The 17247-nt window shown below is 66.9% G+C and carries 16 protein-coding genes; 11 read left to right on the top strand and 5 right to left on the bottom strand.

Going from position 1 to position 17247, the window contains the following annotated elements:
- Nucleotides 1-105: 105 nt before the first annotated feature.
- Nucleotides 106-1206, top strand: a complete 1101-nt coding sequence (locus FL625_RS10870) for an MFS transporter (protein WP_149588693.1) — start codon at nt 106-108, stop codon at nt 1204-1206.
- A gap of 19 nt (nt 1207-1225) precedes the next feature.
- Here the strand turns inward: FL625_RS10870 and FL625_RS10865 are convergent, their stop codons facing one another.
- Nucleotides 1226-1807, bottom strand: a complete 582-nt coding sequence (locus FL625_RS10865) for a DUF2585 domain-containing protein (RefSeq protein ID WP_149588692.1) — start codon at nt 1805-1807, stop codon at nt 1226-1228.
- 99 nt (nt 1808-1906) lie between these two features.
- Between FL625_RS10865 and FL625_RS10860 the strand changes: the two genes are divergently transcribed.
- A complete protein-coding gene (locus FL625_RS10860; RefSeq protein ID WP_149588691.1) occupies nt 1907-2128 on the top strand; it encodes a hypothetical protein in 222 nt (73 codons plus the stop codon).
- Here FL625_RS10860 and FL625_RS10855 read toward each other — a convergent pair.
- The 3 genes from FL625_RS10855 to FL625_RS10845 form a co-directional block, all read right to left on the bottom strand.
- Nucleotides 2125-2880, bottom strand: coding sequence for a metallophosphoesterase family protein (locus FL625_RS10855; RefSeq protein WP_149588690.1), 756 nt, complete (start codon nt 2878-2880; stop codon nt 2125-2127). The two genes, FL625_RS10860 and FL625_RS10855, sit on opposite strands and share 4 nt — an antisense overlap.
- 87 nt (nt 2881-2967) lie before the next feature.
- The gene (gene serA / locus FL625_RS10850; RefSeq protein ID WP_149588689.1) at nt 2968-4560 is read right to left on the bottom strand and encodes a phosphoglycerate dehydrogenase; all 1593 of its coding nucleotides are present in this window, start codon (nt 4558-4560) and stop codon (nt 2968-2970) included.
- Nucleotides 4561-4656: 96 nt separating this feature from the next.
- The gene (locus tag FL625_RS10845) at nt 4657-5814 is read right to left on the bottom strand and encodes a phosphoserine transaminase (protein ID WP_149588688.1); all 1158 of its coding nucleotides are present in this window, start codon (nt 5812-5814) and stop codon (nt 4657-4659) included.
- 155 nt (nt 5815-5969) lie between these two features.
- On the opposite strand from FL625_RS10845, the gene serB reads away from it, so the two are divergent.
- Complete coding sequence (gene serB / locus FL625_RS10840) at nt 5970-6848, top strand: phosphoserine phosphatase SerB (RefSeq protein WP_149588687.1); 879 nt, start codon at nt 5970-5972, stop codon at nt 6846-6848.
- Between the two features lie 195 nt (nt 6849-7043).
- On the top strand, nt 7044-7805 hold the full coding sequence (locus tag FL625_RS10835) for a TSUP family transporter (protein WP_149588686.1): 762 nt from the start codon (nt 7044-7046) through the stop codon (nt 7803-7805).
- Between the two features lie 537 nt (nt 7806-8342).
- Here FL625_RS10835 and cbbR read toward each other — a convergent pair.
- Nucleotides 8343-9272, bottom strand: a complete 930-nt coding sequence (cbbR, locus tag FL625_RS10830) for a LysR family regulator CbbR (protein ID WP_149588685.1) — start codon at nt 9270-9272, stop codon at nt 8343-8345.
- A gap of 98 nt (nt 9273-9370) precedes the next feature.
- Between cbbR and FL625_RS10825 the strand changes: the two genes are divergently transcribed.
- From FL625_RS10825 to FL625_RS10795, 7 genes are read left to right on the top strand one after another with little or no spacing between them, the layout of a single operon-like run.
- Entirely contained in the window at nt 9371-10375 is a 1005-nt protein-coding gene (locus tag FL625_RS10825; protein ID WP_149588684.1) for a class 1 fructose-bisphosphatase, read from the top strand.
- A gap of 6 nt (nt 10376-10381) precedes the next feature.
- Nucleotides 10382-11254 carry a phosphoribulokinase gene (locus tag FL625_RS10820; protein WP_149588683.1) on the top strand — a complete coding sequence of 291 codons (873 nt, stop codon included), beginning with the start codon at nt 10382-10384 and terminating at the stop codon, nt 11252-11254.
- Between the two features lie 11 nt (nt 11255-11265).
- Nucleotides 11266-13239, top strand: a complete 1974-nt coding sequence (gene tkt, locus FL625_RS10815; protein ID WP_200833934.1) for a transketolase — start codon at nt 11266-11268, stop codon at nt 13237-13239.
- 15 nt (nt 13240-13254) lie between these two features.
- On the top strand, nt 13255-14256 hold the full coding sequence (gap, locus tag FL625_RS10810; RefSeq protein ID WP_149588682.1) for a type I glyceraldehyde-3-phosphate dehydrogenase: 1002 nt from the start codon (nt 13255-13257) through the stop codon (nt 14254-14256).
- A 10-nt stretch (nt 14257-14266) separates the two neighbouring features.
- Nucleotides 14267-15346: a class II fructose-bisphosphate aldolase gene (gene fba, locus FL625_RS10805; protein WP_149588681.1), complete on the top strand. Its 1080-nt coding sequence runs from the start codon at nt 14267-14269 to the stop codon at nt 15344-15346.
- Between the two features lie 12 nt (nt 15347-15358).
- Nucleotides 15359-16828, top strand: a complete 1470-nt coding sequence (locus FL625_RS10800) for a form I ribulose bisphosphate carboxylase large subunit (RefSeq protein ID WP_149588680.1) — start codon at nt 15359-15361, stop codon at nt 16826-16828.
- Nucleotides 16829-16839: 11 nt separating this feature from the next.
- A complete protein-coding gene (locus FL625_RS10795) occupies nt 16840-17229 on the top strand; it encodes a ribulose bisphosphate carboxylase small subunit (protein WP_149588679.1) in 390 nt (129 codons plus the stop codon).
- The last annotated feature ends 18 nt before the right edge of the window (nt 17230-17247 follow it).

Below are 17247 nucleotides of genomic sequence, written 5' to 3'. Positions count from 1 at the left end.
CATGCACCAGGGGCGGAGCGAAGGGTGAGGAAACGTCGCGTCACGGCGGCCATTGACATGCGCTAACAGCCGGGGGAGACGGGGCGGATCAACGGGAGACCGATCTTGAACGACCTGATCCGCGCCCATGCCGGGCTTCTCTTCGCCGGGGTGGCGACCTTCATCCTGATGGGGGCGGGGCAGGCGCTGTTCGGGCCGGTGCTGCCGGTCTATGTCCGCGAGTTTTCCCTGACCGAGGGCGAGGCGGGGCTGTTCGTCGCGCTTCTGTGGGTGGGCTGCTTCCTTGGCGTGGGCATCATGTATCTGCTCGGCGCCCGGATCGGGCCGAGGCACGCCCTGGCGGCGATGGCGGCCGGGACGGCGGTGATGGCGGCGGGCCCGGGCTGGTGGCTGACGCTGGCCGGCGGCGCGCTCTTCGGTGTGGGCTACGGCATGGCGACGGCGGTGTTCAACCCGCGCGTGATGCGGGCCTTCGGCGCCAAGGGGCCGTCGATGCTGAGCCTGCTGAACGCGACCTTCGGGGTCGGCGCCATTGCCGCGCCGCTGGTCTTTGTCTGGCTGGGCAGCGACCCGGCCTGGACCTTCGGCGCGGTGGCGCTGGCGCTTCTGGCGATCTTCGCGCTGGCCGGCCCGGCCGGTCGGGTCGCGGCGGCACCGGCGGGCGAAGTGCGGGCCTTCCGGCCGCACTGGGGGATCCTGGCCTTCGGCATGGTCGCCATCGGGATGGAGGCGAGCCTTGCCGGCCTTGGTCCCTCGGCGCTGATCCGGGCGGGGGTGGAGGAGGTGCGGGCCTCGCAGCTTCTCAGCGCCTTCTTCGTCGTGTTCCTGCTGGCGCGCGTGGGGCTGATCTTCATCGCGCACCGGGTAGAGCCCTTCGTGCTTTACACCGCCGCCATCGGCTCGGCCGCGCTGTTCGCGCTGGGCGCGGCGGTCCTGTCGCCCGCGGTGTTCTTCGTGGCGATGGGCGCCTCGGCCGGGGTGTTCTTTCCGGGCTACTACGTCACCGCCAGCGGCAAGATGGGCGAGGACATCCGGGTGCCGCCGACCATCGTCGCCGCGGGGCTGGTGGGCGCGATCACCACGCCGCTGATCCTGGCGCCGGTCAGCGCCGCCCTGGGCGAGCGGGGATTCTTCGTGCTGGTGGCCGGGATCCTGCTGGGGCTGAGCCTGGCTGCGGTGCTGTCGCTGCGCCGGATGCGGGTCTAAGAATTTTCGACGAAAATTCTTAGACCGGGCGCGCCGCCTGCCAGTCGGCGATCCAGTCCACCGGGTAAAGTAGCATCAGCACGTTCAGCGCCAGGCCGTCGCGGATGATCAGGGCCGTCGCCACCTCGAACAGGATGATGAGGGCCACGGTGGCCCAGACCGGCAGCCGGCTGGCCAGCCAGAAGCCCAGGATCATCGCCGCGACGTCGGACATCGTGTTGATCACCGAATCCCCATAATAGTCCAGCGAGATGGTGACGGTCCGGTAGCGTTCGATCACCGCATCCGAGTTCTCGATGATTTCCCAGCCGCATTCGATCAGCGTGGCAAGGGCCAGCCGCCAGCCGAAGGAAAGCCGCCGGGCGACCAGCCAGAGCGCGCCATAGAACAGGAAGCCGTGGATGATGTGGCTGGGCGTGTACCAGTCCGAAAGGTGCTGCGAGTTCTCGGCGCTGACGACCTCGCCGTGCCAGAGCTTGACGTAGCCGCAGGTGCAGATCGGCGCGCGACCGATCCACAGAAGCCAGGCGGCCGTAAGCAGGATGAGCCCGAGGGTGATCAGGATCGGGGTGAGGCGGTCGCGGGCGGTGGTGTCGGTCATGGCCGGCAGGCAAGCATGCCGCCCGGTTCCGGTAAAGTGCGGTGTGCATTACCCTGACGAAATCCGGCCCGCTGTGGCGGCCGTGCAGGAGGCGAGGCGATGGACGAGAAGAACCCCTGGCGTTTCGGCCCGACGCGGGGCGAGCTGTGGTTCTGGCTCTGGGCCAGCCTGGGCGGGCTGTCCCTGATGGGCGTGGCCCTGGTCGTGCGCGGCATCCCCAAGGGCCCGGCGATCGCCGAGGTCGCGGGGCTGGCCGTCGCGGTTTTCGGCTATCTTGGCGGCCGGTCGGTCAAGCGGCTGATCCGGCGCGAACATCCCTAGGCTGGCCAGGCGCCCCGGACCTGCGGCTGCGGCAGGACACGGCGGCCCTGCGGGGTGAGGAGGGCGGCCTCGCGGCCTTCGATCACCACGGCCGAAAGCGGCCCGCCATAAGCCGCGCCGCTGTCGAGGTTCAGCCGGTTGCCGTAATGGGTCGCGGCCTCGATGGCGGTGTGGCCATGCACGATCAGCGGGCCGAAGCTGGTGCCTTCGCTGAGGAAGGGTTCGCGGATCCAGACGAGGTCGGTTTCGCTCTGGTCTTCCAGCGGCACGCCGGGGCGGATGCCGGCGTGGACGAAGGCGGCCTCGCCCGCGCGGTGCAGGGTCGGGCGGGTGGTCAGGAATTGGACATGGGCCTTCGGCACGGCGGCCAGCGCCTCGGCATGGACCTTGTCGATCGGCCGGTCCCCGGCCTTCGCCACACCATAGGACCGCAGCGTGTCGGACCCGCCGAGGCGGGGATGCAGCCAGGAAAGTTCCGCCCGCAGCCCGGGCTCGGGTTCCCACGGGTTGCGCAGGAAGCGGGTGAACATACGGTCGTGGTTGCCTTTCAGCACCACCCAGTCGCGGCCTTCGGCGATACCTGCGATCAGGAAATCGAGGACGCCCCGGCTGTCCGGGCCGCGATCCACAAGATCGCCGACATGGACGACCTGCCCGGAACCGTGGAGCGCCATGTCATCGGCGATCAGGTCATGCGCGGCCCGCAGGAGGTCGAGCTGACCATGGATGTCGCCGATGGCGTAGATGTGCATCTGTCAGGTCCGACCGGAGGAAGCCGGGGGTTTCACACCCCCGGACCCCCGTGGAGTATTTGGGAAAGGGGCAAGCTGCAAGGCAGGTCAAGAGACGTCGAACTGCAGCGCCTTGACCTGCTGGAACATGCCGGTGCCTTCCAGCGTCTCGATCACCTTCGGGTCGATCGGCTGGTCGAGGTAGAGGATCGCGATGGCGTCCTGGCCCACGCCCGACCGGCCGAGGGTGAAGTTCGCGATGTTGACGTTGTTCTTGCCCATGGTCATCCCCAGAAGCCCGATGATGCCCGGCACGTCCTCGTTCGTGGTGTAAAGCATGTGGGCCCCGATCTCGGCGTCGATGTTGATGCCCTTGATCTGGATGAACCGCGGCTTGCCATCGCTGAAGCAGGTTCCCGCGACCGAGCGTTCGCGCTTGTCCGTGACCATCGTCACCTTGATGTAGGCGTCGAACACCCCGGTCTTTTCCTGCCGGGTGGTGGAGATCTGGATGCCCTTCTCCTTGGCCACGACGGGGGCAGAGACGAGGTTCACGTCCGGGTTCTGCGCCTTGAGCACCCCCGCGATCACCGCCTGGTTCAGCGCGGCGAGGTTCATCTCGGCCACGCGGCCGTCGTAGAGGATGTTGATGGCGCGGATCGGTTCCTCGGTCATCTGGCCGATGAAGCTGCCCAGATGACCGGCCAGTCTGATCCAGGGGCCCATGATCGCCGCTTCTTCCGCCGTCACGTTCGGCATGTTGAGCGCGTTCTGCACCGCGCCGGTCAGGAGGTAGTCCGACATCTGCTCGGCCACCTGCAGCGCCACGTTCTCCTGCGCCTCGGTGGTCGAGGCGCCGAGGTGCGGGGTGCAGACGACGTTGGGATGGCCGAAGAGCGGGTTCTCGGTGGCGGGTTCCACTTCGAACACATCGAGCGCCGCACCTGCGACATGGCCGGAGTTCAGCGCGTCGAGCAGCGCCGCCTCGTCGATCAGCCCGCCGCGTGCGCAGTTGATGATGCGGACGCCCTTCTTCGTCTTCGCAAGGTTCTCCCGCGACAGGATGTTGCGGGTCTTGTCGGTGAGCGGCACGTGCAGCGTGATGAAATCCGCGCGGGCCAGAAGCTCGTCCAGCTCGACCTTGTGGACGCCCAGCTGTTTCGCGCGATCCTCGGACAGGAAGGGATCGTAGGCGATGACCTTCATGTGCAGCCCCACCGCGCGGTCGCAGACGATGCCGCCGATGTTGCCCGCGCCGATCACGCCGAGGGTCTTGTTGAACAGCTCCACCCCCATGAACCTGGACTTTTCCCACTTTCCGGCGTGGGTAGAGGCGTTGGCTTCGGGGATTTGCCGAGCAATGGCGAACATCATGGCGATGGCATGTTCCGCCGTGGTGATCGAATTGCCGAAGGGCGTGTTCATCACGATGACGCCCTTCCTGGACGCCGCCGGGATGTCCACGTTGTCCACCCCGATCCCGGCGCGGCCGACGACCTTGAGGTTGGTGGCGCGTTCCAGAAGCTTTTCGGTGACCTTGGTGGCCGAGCGGATGGCGAGGCCGTCATACTGGCCGATGATCTCGGCCAGCTTTTCCTTGTCCTTGCCGAGTTTCGGCATGTAGTCCACCTCCACCCCGCGGTCGCGGAAGATCTGGACGGCGGTTTCGGAAAGTTCGTCGGAAACGAGGACTTTGGGCATGTTCGGAACCTGTGTGTTCGGGGACATCGCGTCCCGGGCCTGACCCGGGACCTCGTGTGATGAGGGGAGGCCCCGGATCAGGTCCGGGGCGGGGACTCAAGCGGCCTGTGCGAGCGCGGCGATCTCGGCCTCGAAGGCATAGGCGATCCAGGGCATCAGCGCCTGGACATCCGCCGTCTCGACCGTCGATCCGCACCAGATCCGCAGGCCCGGGGGCGCGTCGCGGTAGGCGCCGAGGTCGAAGCCCGCGCCGGCCTTCTCGATCCGTTTGGCGACGGCCTTGGCGAAGGCCTCGCCATCGGTGATGCGGGGATCGGTGAACTTGAGGCAGACCGAGGTGGTCGAGGCGGTCGCGGGGTCTTCGGCCAGGTTCGCGATCCAGGGGTTCTGGGCGCAGAAGTCCCAGACGACCTTGGCGTTGGCATTGGCGCGGGCAATCAGCGCCGGCAGGCCGCCGATCGACTTGGCCCATTTCAGCGCGACGAGGTAATCCTCGTTCGCCAGCATGGACGGCGTGTTGATCGTCTCGCCCTGGAAGATGCCTTCGATCAGCTTGCCCTTGGCGGTCAGCCGGAAGATCTTGGGCAGCGGCCAGGCGGGGGTGTAGCTTTCCAGACGTTCGACGGCACGGGGGCTCAGGATCAGGACGCCATGGGCGCCCTCACCGCCCAGGACCTTCTGCCAGGAGAAGGTGGTGACGTCGAGCTTGTCCCAGGGCAGGTCCATGGCAAAGGCTGCGCTGGTCGCGTCGCAGATTGTCAGCCCTGCGCGGGTGGCCGGTATCGCGTCGCCGTTGGGCAGGCGCACTCCGCTGGTCGTGCCGTTCCAGGTGAAGACCACGTCCCTGTCGAAATCGACCTGCGCGAAATCCACGATCTGCCCGTAGGGCGCCTTGCGCACCGTGGCGTCGAGTTTCAGCTGCTTGACCACATCGGTGACCCAGCCCTCGCCGAAGCTTTCCCAGGCCAGCATTTCAACGGGGCGCGCGCCGAGCAGCGACCACATCGCCATTTCCACGGCCCCGGTGTCCGAGGCCGGCACGATGCCGATGCGATAGTCGGCGGGGACGCCGAGGATTTCGCGGGTCAGGTCGATCGCCTCTTTCAGCTTGGCCTTGCCGACGGCGGCGCGGTGCGACCGCCCGAGGGGGGCATCGGCCAGCATGTCGAGGGAATATCCGGGGATCTTGGCGCAGGGGCCGGAGGAGAAGCGCGGATTGGCCGGGCGCTTGGCCGGCGGGGTCAGGTCAGTCATGGTAGCCTTCCAGCTAAAAGCCCTTCGTTGGGGAAGGGTGTCCCGCCGCCGTGGGTAATGGCCCGCCCGCTCTGGCGCAAGCGGAAAAATCGCGCTAGTCCGACGCTTGGTCGCGAAAAAGCGACGCGCCTGTTCACTATCGGAAACCTGCCCCCATGTTCGTCGTCACGCTTCTGACCAACCCCGAAACCCCGGTGCTGGAGCGGGTGACTGTGGAAAGCCTTCGCAATGCCTGGGGTGGCGGTCAGGCGCGCTGGCTTGATCCGGGCGTGGCGGCCGAGTTCGATCTTGAGACGGTGCCGGAGAACCGCTGGCAGGTCTGGGCGGACCTTCAGGCGCTGCGCATCGACATGGTGGTGCAGCCCGCCGAGGGGCGGAAGAAGCGCCTGCTGATCGCGGACATGGATTCGACGATGATCCGGCAGGAATGCATCGACGAGCTGGCCGACGAGGCTGGCGTCGGCGCGCATGTTGCCGCGATCACGGCCCGGGCGATGAACGGCGAGCTGGATTTCGAGGGCGCACTGCGCGAGCGTGTGGGCCTGCTGAAAGGCCTGCCCGAGGCGGTGATCGGACAGGTCCTGCGCGACCGGATCACGCTGATGCCGGGGGGCAGGGTGCTGGTGGCGACGATGAAGGCGCATGGCGCCTATGCGGCGCTGGTCTCGGGCGGGTTCACGGCCTTCACGGCGGCGGTGGCGGAGAAGCTGGGGTTCGACGAGAACCGGGCCAACAGGCTGCATGTCGCCGAAGGCAGGCTCGCGGGGACGGTGGCCGAGCCGATCCTCGGCAAGGAGGCCAAGTTGCAGGCCCTGACCGAGATCACCGCGCGGCTGGGACTCGCCCCTGCCCAGGCGCTTGCGGTGGGCGACGGGGCGAACGACCTGCCGATGCTGCTGGCCGCCGGGACGGGTGTCGCGCTGCACGCCAAGCCCCGGGTGCAGGCCGAATGCGAGGTCCGGGTGAACCACGGCGATCTGACGGCGCTGCTCTATTTGCAAGGCTATAGCCGCGAGGAGTTCGCGCCGGTCTGAGCCCAGCGCCCGGACCCAGCGCCCGGGGGTTTCACCCCCGGACCCCCGAGAGTATTTTGGAAAGGGCAAGATGCATTTGCCCTTTTCCCAAATACTCCCGCCGGAGGCAGCGACCTGTCCCCTCGCACCCGGCCTCGATCGTGGCCACCGGCTGCCCCTTGCCCCCGGTTCGGGAACAGGCCAGAAGCCGGGGTCATGTTCGAGATCGCCACGCATCTTGCCCTGCTTCTGATCCTTGCCGCCTTCTGCGCCGGCTTCGTGGACAGCATCGCGGGCGGGGGCGGGCTGATCTCGGTGCCGGCGCTGCTGCTGGCCGGGGCCTCGCCGGTCGAGGCGCTGGCGACGAACAAGCTGCAGGGCACCTTCGGGGCGGCGACGGCCACCGTTGCCTATGCCCGGGCGGGGCATGTCAGGCCGCAGGGGCAGCTCTGGATGGCGGCGGTCAGCGCGCTTGCCGGAGCGGCCGGTGCGCTGATGGCGCACATGATCCCGACCGAGGTGCTCCGCCTGGTCATGCCGGTCGTCCTGATCGGGGTCGCGGCCTTCTTCGCCCTGAAGCCGGGGTTGTCCGATGACGCCCGGGCAGAGCGGATGAAGCCCGCGGTGTTTGCCGTCACGGCCGTTCCGCTGATCGCCGCCTATGACGGGTTCTTCGGCCCCGGCACCGGGTCATTCTTCATGATGGGGTTCGTCCTGTTGGCCGGCTTCGGCGTGCTGAAGGCGACGGCGCATACCAAGATGCTGAACTTCGCCTCGAATCTTGGCAGCCTTGCGGTCTTCGTCTTCTCGGGCGCGACCTGGTGGGCGGTGGGTCTGGCCATGGCGGCAGCGCAAGTCGCCGGGGCCACCCTGGGGGCGCGGCTGGCGATGCGGGTGGGCGCGCGGCTGATCCGGCCGCTTCTGGTCGCCACCTCGACCGGGATGGCGTTGCGGCTCTTGTGGCAGGCTTTCGGCTAGCCGTGTCCTCCTGCAAGGTCATCCCGCCTCTTCAAGGCCGGGGTGTCCCCGAATTCGGACTGGAGTTCTGATCTGTCGAACTGGTCAAGCCGGCGCGGCAGGCCGGCCGAGTGTCGGTCACGATGCGCATGGCGCGGAAGCCGTGGCCAGGGAACCGGCACAGGCCGCAGAGCGCGACGGCGCTTGTCGTGGCGCGGCACGTTTCGCCTGCCTCTCGGCATGGTCGGCCCTGTCGTGTCACTGACCGCGAGAGCGGCGGCGGGGCCCTAGCCGGTCTCTCTGAAGGCCGGTTCTTGCCGGGTGCGCGGCAGCGGGATCAGGGTCCGGGGTGCGTGGCTGCGGCCGTGGAATCTGCCGCCGGGATATTCGCCACCGGCTCTGGCCAGCGGCGGTTGCTGTCCCTGTGCACCCGTCCGAGGGTTGCGGAATCCCGCGCCCGGAGGCTGCGCCAGGGGCGAAGGCGACAGAGCCGAAGCCTGTCCGGCTGGCGACGCAGATGAACTCGGCCACCCCCGACTTGTTCGGTGCGGGCATCGATCATGAAACCTGGGGCAGGAACGTGCCATTCAGGTTCAGGATCGTCCTTGCGAGGGTGCGGGCTGCCGGCAGTTCCAGCTGTTGAAGCGGGCGCACCAGGAACCAGTGACGTTCGACCGGCAACCCCGGCGCGGCAAGTCTGACCAGGGTTCCGGTCCGCAGTTCATCGGCCACCGTGTGCAGCGAGAGGAACCCGATCCCGAGACCTGCCATCGCCGCCTGCTTGATCGTCTCGTTCGACCCCATCTCGACCAGGTCGAACGGCTGCCCGTCGCCCAGCCGGTCGAGATAGCGCTCCATCAGGATTCGGGTGCCTGACCCCTCTTCCCGCGACAGGAAGGTTTCGCCGGCCAGATCGGCGCCGGACAGGGCCTTCTGTCCCGCCAGGCGATGCGTGGGCGCCGCGATCAGCCCATGCGGATGCGGGCCGATCGGCTGGGCGTCGACAGGCGGCGACCGGGGCGGGCGGCCCATGATCACAAGGTCGAACTTCTGCATCGCAAGGTCGCGCAGCGTCTCTTCGCGGTTGCCGACCTGAAGCGATACCTCGATTCCCGGATGCAGCTGGCGCAGGGTCTGGACCAGCCGCGGCGCGAAATACTTGGCCGTGGAGACGACGCCCAGCACGACTCGGCCCTCCTTGCCCGCCTGCAGCGCCGCGATCCGGGCCAGCGCCTGCGACAAAGCGCCCTCCACCCGCGTTGCCCCGTCCAGCAGCACTGCCCCGGCCTGGGTCAGTCCCGAGCCGGACCCATCGGAATGGCGATGCAGCAGGGGTGTGCCGACCGCTTCTTCCAAGTTCTTGATCTGGCTATGGATTGCCGGAGTCGTGAGTCCAAGTTTCCGACCGGCTGCAGTCATCGACCCCAGGCGAGCCACCTCGACAAGGGCGCGGAGCTGACGGAGCGTGATGCTGTCTGTCCGAGACATTTAAATTTTTCTGAATGCGATATAACAACTATTAAATTTTCCCTCAGGCCACGCAAGTCCAACCTGACCCCAGGACATCGCAAGGTATGGGGAGGACCATGGCGAGCGACGACGGGGTTCTGCCGACGGCTCATGTGCCCGAGGCGCTGCGCCCTCTCATGGAGGAGATGGCGCAAGCTGCGATCCGGCTGTCCAGGCTGATTTCGCGCAACGGGCTTGACGGCATGCTTGGAACCAGCGCAGGCACCAATGCCGACGGCGATCAGCAGAAGGCGCTGGATGTCATTGCCGACGATCTGTTCCTGACGGCGGCCCGCAAGGGCGGTGTGCGCCATTTCGCCTCCGAGGAGCAGGATTCGGTGGTGGTCCTGAACGAGGCCGCACCCTGGGCGCTGGCGATCGATCCGCTGGACGGATCCTCGAACATCGACACCAACGTTTCGATCGGCACAATCTTCGGGATCTTTCCGGCGGCGGCCGAGCCGGACCTCAGCTTTCTGCGCCCGATGTCGGAGCAGGCCGGCGCGGGCTATGTGATCTACGGCCCCCAGACCGCGATGCTGCTGAGCTTCGGCCAGGGCGTGCAGCGCTATGTGCTGGATGTCGAGGCGGGCCGGTTCAGGCTTGTCGATCCGCAGGTGACGATCCCGACCGAGTCGAGCGAATATGCGATCAATGCCTCGAACTATCGCCACTGGCCGAAGCCGATCCAGCTCTGGGTGGACGACGCGGTTGCCGGTGCCGCAGGTCCGCGCGGCAAGAACTTCAACATGCGCTGGATCGCAAGCCTGGTGGCCGAGGTTCACCGCATCATGTCGCGCGGCGGCATCTTCCTTTACCCGCGCGACGACCGGAAGGGATACGAGAACGGCCGCCTGCGCCTGATCTACGAATGCGGGCCGATCGCCATGCTTGTCACCCAGGCCGGCGGCGGGGCCACGGACGGAACCGACCCGATCCTGCAACAGGCCGCGACCAGCCTGCACCAGCGCACCCCCTTCGTCTTCGGCACGCTCGGCAAGGTCGCGCGCGTCGCCGCCTATCACGACATGCCCGAAACCGAAGCCGCACTCTTCGGCAAGCGCGGACTATTCCGGAACTGAGGACCCATGAGCAAGAAACACCCCATCATCTCGGTCACCGGCTCGTCCGGCGCGGGTACCAGCACCGTGAAGCATACCTTCGACCAGATCTTCCGCCGCGAGGGAATCAAGGCGGTCTCGATCGAGGGCGATGCCTTCCACCGCTACAATCGCGCCGACATGAAGGCCGAACTGGCCCGCAGGTCGGCCGAAGGGGACCTCACTTTCTCGCATTTCAGCTACGAGGCGAACGAGCTGGAAGAGCTGGAGCGGGTGTTCCGAGAGTATGGCGAAACCGGCAAGGGCCGTACCCGGACCTATGTGCATGACGAGATCGAGGCGGCAAGGACCGGCGTCGCGCCCGGCAACTTCACCGCCTGGGCGCCGTTCGAGGACGGGTCGGACCTGCTGTTCTACGAAGGGCTGCACGGCGCGGTTGTGAACGACAAGGTGAACCTGGCCGCCCTGGCTGACCTGAAGATCGGCGTCGTCCCGGTCATCAACCTGGAATGGATCCAGAAGATCCATCGCGACCGGGCCCATCGCGGCTATTCGACCGAAGCCGTCACCGACACGATCCTGCGCCGGATGCATGCCTATGTGCACTGCATCACCCCGCAGTTCACCGAAACCGACATCAACTTCCAGCGCGTGCCGGTGGTCGATACCTCGAACCCCTTCATCGCGCGCTGGATCCCGACGCCGGACGAAAGCCTTGTCGTGATCCGCTTCAGGAATCCGCGCGGGATCGACTTCCCCTATCTCGTCTCGATGATCCACGGGTCGTGGATGAGCCGCGCCAATTCCATCGTGATCCCCGGAAACAAGCAGGATCTGGCGATGCAGCTGATCCTGACCCCGCTGATCGAACGCCTGATCCGCGACAGCAAGCGCGCCTGAGGGAGGATGCCATGAACAACCCCGCACCGATCGTCAGCGAGCGCGACATGGCCAATGCGCTGCGCGCGCTTGCCATGGATGCCGTGCAGAAGGCGAATTCCGGCCATCCCGGCATGCCGATGGGCATGGCCGATGTGGCTGCCGTCCTGTTCAACCGGTTCATCACGCTGGACCCGGCCGACGACCGCTGGCCCGACCGCGACCGTTTCGTCCTGTCGGCCGGACATGGCTCGATGCTGCTATACGCGATCAACCATCTTCTCGGCTATTCCGACATGGGGATCGACCAGATCCGGTCCTTCCGCCAACTGGGTGCGCGCACTGCGGGCCACCCGGAATACGGCCATGCCAAGGGCGTCGAGGTCACGACCGGGCCGCTGGGGCAGGGCATCGCCACGGCCGTCGGAATGGCGCTGGCCGAACGCATGGCCGCCGCGCGCTTTCCGGGGCTTGTCGATCACTGGACCTGGGTGATTGCCGGCGACGGTTGCCTGATGGAGGGGATCAGCCACGAAGCCATCGACATGGCCGGGCATCTCGGCCTCGGCCGGCTTGTCGTGCTGTGGGATGACAACCGCATTACCATCGACGGCGACACCGCGCTGTCCACCTCTACCGACCAGAAGGCGCGGTTCGCGGCGGCGGGCTGGCATGTCGCAAGCTGCGATGCGCATGACATGGACTCCATCGCCGCGGCCATCACGGCCGCCATGGCCGATCCGCGCCCGTCGCTGATCGCCTGCCGGTCGGTCATCGGCTATGGCGCGCCCAACAAGCAGGGTGGCCATGACATCCACGGCGCGCCCCTGGGCGAGGCCGAGATCGCCGCCGCCCGCGCCCATCTGGGCTGGACTTCCGAACCTTTCGACATCCCCGAACCCATCCGTGCGGCCTGGGCCAAGGTGGCCGCGCGGGGGGCTGCCGCCCGCGCCGACTGGGAGGCGCGGTTGGCAGCCTCCCCCGATCGCCAGGCCTTCCTGTCGGCGCAGGCGGCAGATGCGGGCGCGCTTGCGGCGCCGATGGCCGCCCACAAGGCAAGGCTTCTGGCCGATGCCCCCAAGGTCGCCACCCGCAAGGCCAGCGAAATGGCGTTGCAGGTGGTGGCCGAGGCGCTGCCCTTCGTCGTCGGCGGGTCGGCCGACCTGACCGGATCGAACCTGACCAAGGCCAAGGTCCAGCGGCCCGTGTCGCGCACCGATTACTCTGGCAGCTACATTCACTACGGCATCCGCGAACACGGCATGGCCGCCGCGATGAACGGCATCGCGCTGCACGGCGGTTTCCGGGCCTATGGCGGCACCTTCCTTGCCTTCGCGGACTATTGCCGCCCTGCGATCCGGCTGGCCGCGCTGATGGGCGTGCCGGTGACCTATGTGATGACGCATGACTCGATCGGCCTGGGCGAGGACGGTCCGACCCACCAGCCCGTCGAAACCCTCGCCTCGCTTCGCGCCATTCCGAACCTCACGGTCATCCGCCCTTGCGATGCGGTGGAAACCGCCGAGGCCTGGGAGATCGCGCTGGCCTCGCAGGCCACGCCCACACTTCTGGCGCTGTCGCGTCAGAACCTGCCCACCGTCCGCCGCCTGGCCGACGAGAACCTGACGGCGAAGGGGGCCTACATCCTGCGCGAGGCTGCGGACCGGCAGGTGACGCTGATGGCCACCGGCTCGGAAGTGGAGATCGCGCTCGCCGCCGCCGACCTGCTGGCCGCCGCCGGCATCCGCGCCGCCGTCGTCTCGGCACCGTCCTTCGAGCTTTTCGCCGCCCAGCCCGCGGACTACCGCGCCGAGGTCCTGGGACAGGCCCCGCGGGTGGGGATCGAGGCCGCGATCCGCCAGAGCTGGGACGCGATGCTGCGCGAAGGCGATGCCTTCGTCGGCATGACCGGCTTCGGCGCCTCGGCCCCCGCGCCCGCGCTTTACGCCCATTTCGGTATCACGGCCGAAGCCGCCGCGAAGGCAGCCCGGACACTTATCGGATAAGGACAACAGACGGAAATGACTGTGAAAGTTGCCATCAACGGCTTTGGGCGCATCGGTCGCAATGTGTTGCGCGCCATCGTGGAATCGGGCCGCACCGACATTCAGGTCGTGGCCATCAACGACCTTGGCCCGGTGGAAACCAACGCCCACCTCCTGCGCTTCGACTCGGTCCACGGCCGGTTTCCCGGCGCGGTGACGACCGGCGAGGACTGGATCGACGCAGGCACCGGACGGATCAGGGTCACCGCCATCCGCAACCCCGCAGAACTGCCCTGGGCCGGTGTGGACATCGCGCTGGAATGCACCGGCATCTTCACCACGAAGGACAAGGCCAGCGCGCATCTGTCGAACGGATCGAAGCGCGTCCTGGTCAGCGCGCCCTGCGACGGGGCCGACAGGACCGTGGTCTATGGCGTGAACCACGGGGCACTGACGGCCTCCGACATGGTGGTCTCGAACGCCTCCTGCACCACCAACTGCCTGTCGCCAATGGCCAAGGTCCTGAACGACGCCATCGGGATCGAGAAGGGGATGATGACCACGATCCACAGCTACACCGGCGACCAGCCGACGCTGGATACCATGCACAAGGACCTGTATCGCGCCCGCGCGGCGGCGCTTTCCATGATCCCCACCTCGACGGGCGCGGCCAAGGCCGTGGGTCTGGTCCTGCCCGAGTTGAAGGGCAGGCTCGACGGCTTCGCGATCCGGGTACCGACGCCGAATGTCTCGGTCGTGGACCTGAAGTTCATCGCCCGCCGCGCGACCAGCGTCGAGGAGATCAACGCCGCGATCCGGGCTGCGGCGGACGGCCCGCTGAAGGGCATCCTCGGCTACACGACGCAACCGAACGTCAGTTCCGACTTCAACCACGCCCCGCATTCGTCGGTCTTCCACATGGACCAGACCAAGGTGATGGACGGTACGTTGTGCAGCGTCCTCAGCTGGTATGACAACGAATGGGGCTTCTCCAACCGCATGGCCGACACTGCCGTCGCCATGGGCAAGCTGATCTGAGGAGGACGGCATGGCATTGATTACGCTGCGACAACTGCTGGATCACGCCGCCGAGCACGGCTATGGCGTGCCGGCATTCAACATCAACAACATGGAGCAGGGTCTGGCGATCCTGAAGGCGGCCGAGGCCTGCGACGCGCCGGTCATCCTGCAAGCCAGCCGGGGCGCGCGCAGCTATGCCGGCGACATCATGCTGCGCCACATTGTCACGGCGCTGTCCGAGATGCACCCGACGATCCCGATCTGCCTGCATCAGGACCACGGCAACAACGAGGCCACCTGCCTTTCGGCGATCCGCCACGGCTTCACCAGCGTGATGATGGACGGCAGCCTCATGGAGGACATGAAGACCCCGGCCAGCTACGATTACAACGTCGCCATCACCGCGCGCGTCGCCGATGCCGCGCATTGGGTCGGGGCCTCGGTCGAGGGCGAGCTTGGGGTTCTGGGCAGCCTCGAAACCGGCGAGGCCGAGGCCGAGGACGGTTCCGGCGCCGAGGGCAAGCTGGACGAAAGCCAGCTTCTGACCGATCCCGACCAGGCGGCGGATTTCGTGGCCAGGACCGGCGTCGATGCGCTGGCCATCGCCTGCGGCACCAGCCACGGGGCCTACAAGTTCAGCCGCAAGCCCGATGGCGACATCCTGGCGATGCGGGTGATCGAGGCGATCCACGCCAGGATCCCGAACACCCACCTTGTCATGCATGGCTCGAGCTCGGTTCCGCAGCACCTGCAGGACCTGATCAACGAGAGCGGCGGGCAGATGCCGCAGACCTGGGGTGTGCCGCTGGAAGAGATCGTCCGCGGCATCCGCCATGGCGTGCGCAAGGTGAACATCGACACCGATTGCCGGATGGCGATCACCGGCCAGTTCCGCCGCGTCGCCAAGACCAACCCCGCCGAGTTCGACCCGCGCAAGTTCCTGATCCCCGCGATGAAGGAGATGGAGGCGCTGGTGAAGGAACGGTTCGAGGCCTTCGGCACCGCCGGACATGCCAGCTCGATCCGCGTGATCGGCATGGACGAGATGGCGAAACGCTACGCAAGCGGCACCCTTTCCCCTGCGGCCCCGGCCGCCAAGGCAGCCTGAGGAGGACCAGACATGGCTGACGGCAATACCAAGAGAGAGATCACCGACAAGAAGGAACGCTACCGGGCCGGCGTGCTGAAATACGCCCAGATGGGTTACTGGGACGGCGACTATGAACCCAAGCCGACCGACCTGCTGGCACTTTTCCGTATCACGCCGCAGGATGGCGTCGATCCCATCGAGGCGGCGGCGGCCGTCGCGGGCGAAAGCTCGACCGCGACCTGGACCGTGGTCTGGACCGACCGGCTGACGGCCTGCGACCAGTATCGCGCCAAGGCCTACAGGGTCGAGCCCGTCCCCGGTCGCCCCGGCGAATACTTCTGCTATGTGGCCTACGACCTGATCCTGTTCGAGGAAGGCAGTATCGCCAACCTCACCGCCTCGATCATCGGCAACGTCTTTTCGTTCAAGCCGATCAAGGCGGCGCGTCTGGAGGACATGCGCCTGCCGGTGGCTTACGTGAAGACCTTCAAGGGCCCGCCGACCGGTCTTGTCGTCGAACGCGAGCGTCTGGACAAGTTCGGCCGTCCGCTCTTGGGCGCCACGACCAAGCCCAAGCTGGGGCTTTCCGGCAAGAACTATGGCCGGGTGGTCTATGAGGGCCTCAAGGGCGGCCTCGACTTCATGAAGGACGACGAGAACATCAACTCGCAGCCCTTCATGCACTGGCGCGACCGCTTCCTCTACGTGATGGAGGCGGTGAACAAGGCCAGCGCCGAGACGGGCGAGGTCAAGGGCAGCTACCTGAACGTCACTGCCGGCACGATGGAGGAGATGTATCGCCGCGCCGATTTCGCGAAAAGCCTCGGCTCCGTAATCATCATGATCGACCTGGTGATCGGCTACACGGCGATCCAGTCGATGGCCGAATGGGCGCGACAGAACGACATGATCCTGCACCTGCACCGCGCAGGCCACGGCACCTACACCCGGCAGAAGAACCACGGCGTCAGCTTCCGGGTCATCGCGAAATGGATGCGCCTGGCCGGGGTGGACCATATCCACGCCGGCACCGCGGTCGGCAAGCTGGAAGGCGACCCGCTGACCGTGCAGGGTTACTACAATATATGCCGCGAGATCTACAATCCGATCGACCTGCCGCGCGGTCTCTACTTCGAGCAGGACTGGGCCGACATCAAGAAGGTGATGCCGGTGGCCTCGGGCGGCATTCACGCCGGCCAGATGCACCAGCTGATCGACCTGTTCGGCGACGATGTCGTGTTGCAGTTCGGCGGCGGCACCATCGGGCATCCCATGGGCATCCAGGCCGGGGCCACCGCGAACCGCGTGGCGCTGGAGGCGATGATCCTGGCCCGCAACGAAGGGCGCGACATCAGGAACGAAGGCCCGGAAATCCTGCGGGCCGCCGCCAAGTGGTGCAAGCCGCTGGAGGCCGCGCTCGATACCTGGGGCGACATCACCTTCAACTACACCTCGACCGACACGTCCGACTTCGTGCCGCAAGTCTCGGCTTCCATGTAAGGAGAACCACCATGCGTATCACCCAGGGCTGCTTTTCCTTCCTGCCCGACCTGACCGACGAACAGATCAGCGCGCAGGTGGAATACTGCCTGTCCAAGGGCTGGGCGATCGGCATCGAATACACCGACGACCCGCATCCCCGGAATACCTACTGGGAGATGTGGGGCAACCCGATGTTCGACCTGAAGGACGCCAAGGGCGTGATGCTGGAACTGGCCGATTGCCGCAAGGCCCATGGCGACAGCTACATCCGCTTCAACGCCTTCGACAGCACGCGCGGGTTCGAGACGGTGACGATGAGCTTCATCGTCAACCGCCCGAAGGTGGAACCCCGCATCCGCATGGTGCGGCAGGAGGTCGATGGCCGCTCGCAGCGCTACAGCTTCGAGACGGTGCGCTGACCCACCGGCGCGGTCCCC

It is taken from the genome of Tabrizicola flagellatus, assembly GCF_008271465.1.
Taxonomy (GTDB): Bacteria; Pseudomonadota; Alphaproteobacteria; order Rhodobacterales; family Rhodobacteraceae; genus Tabrizicola; species Tabrizicola flagellata.
Note: the sequence above shows the minus strand (reverse complement) of the source record. Positions and strands in the feature narration are given on the sequence as shown.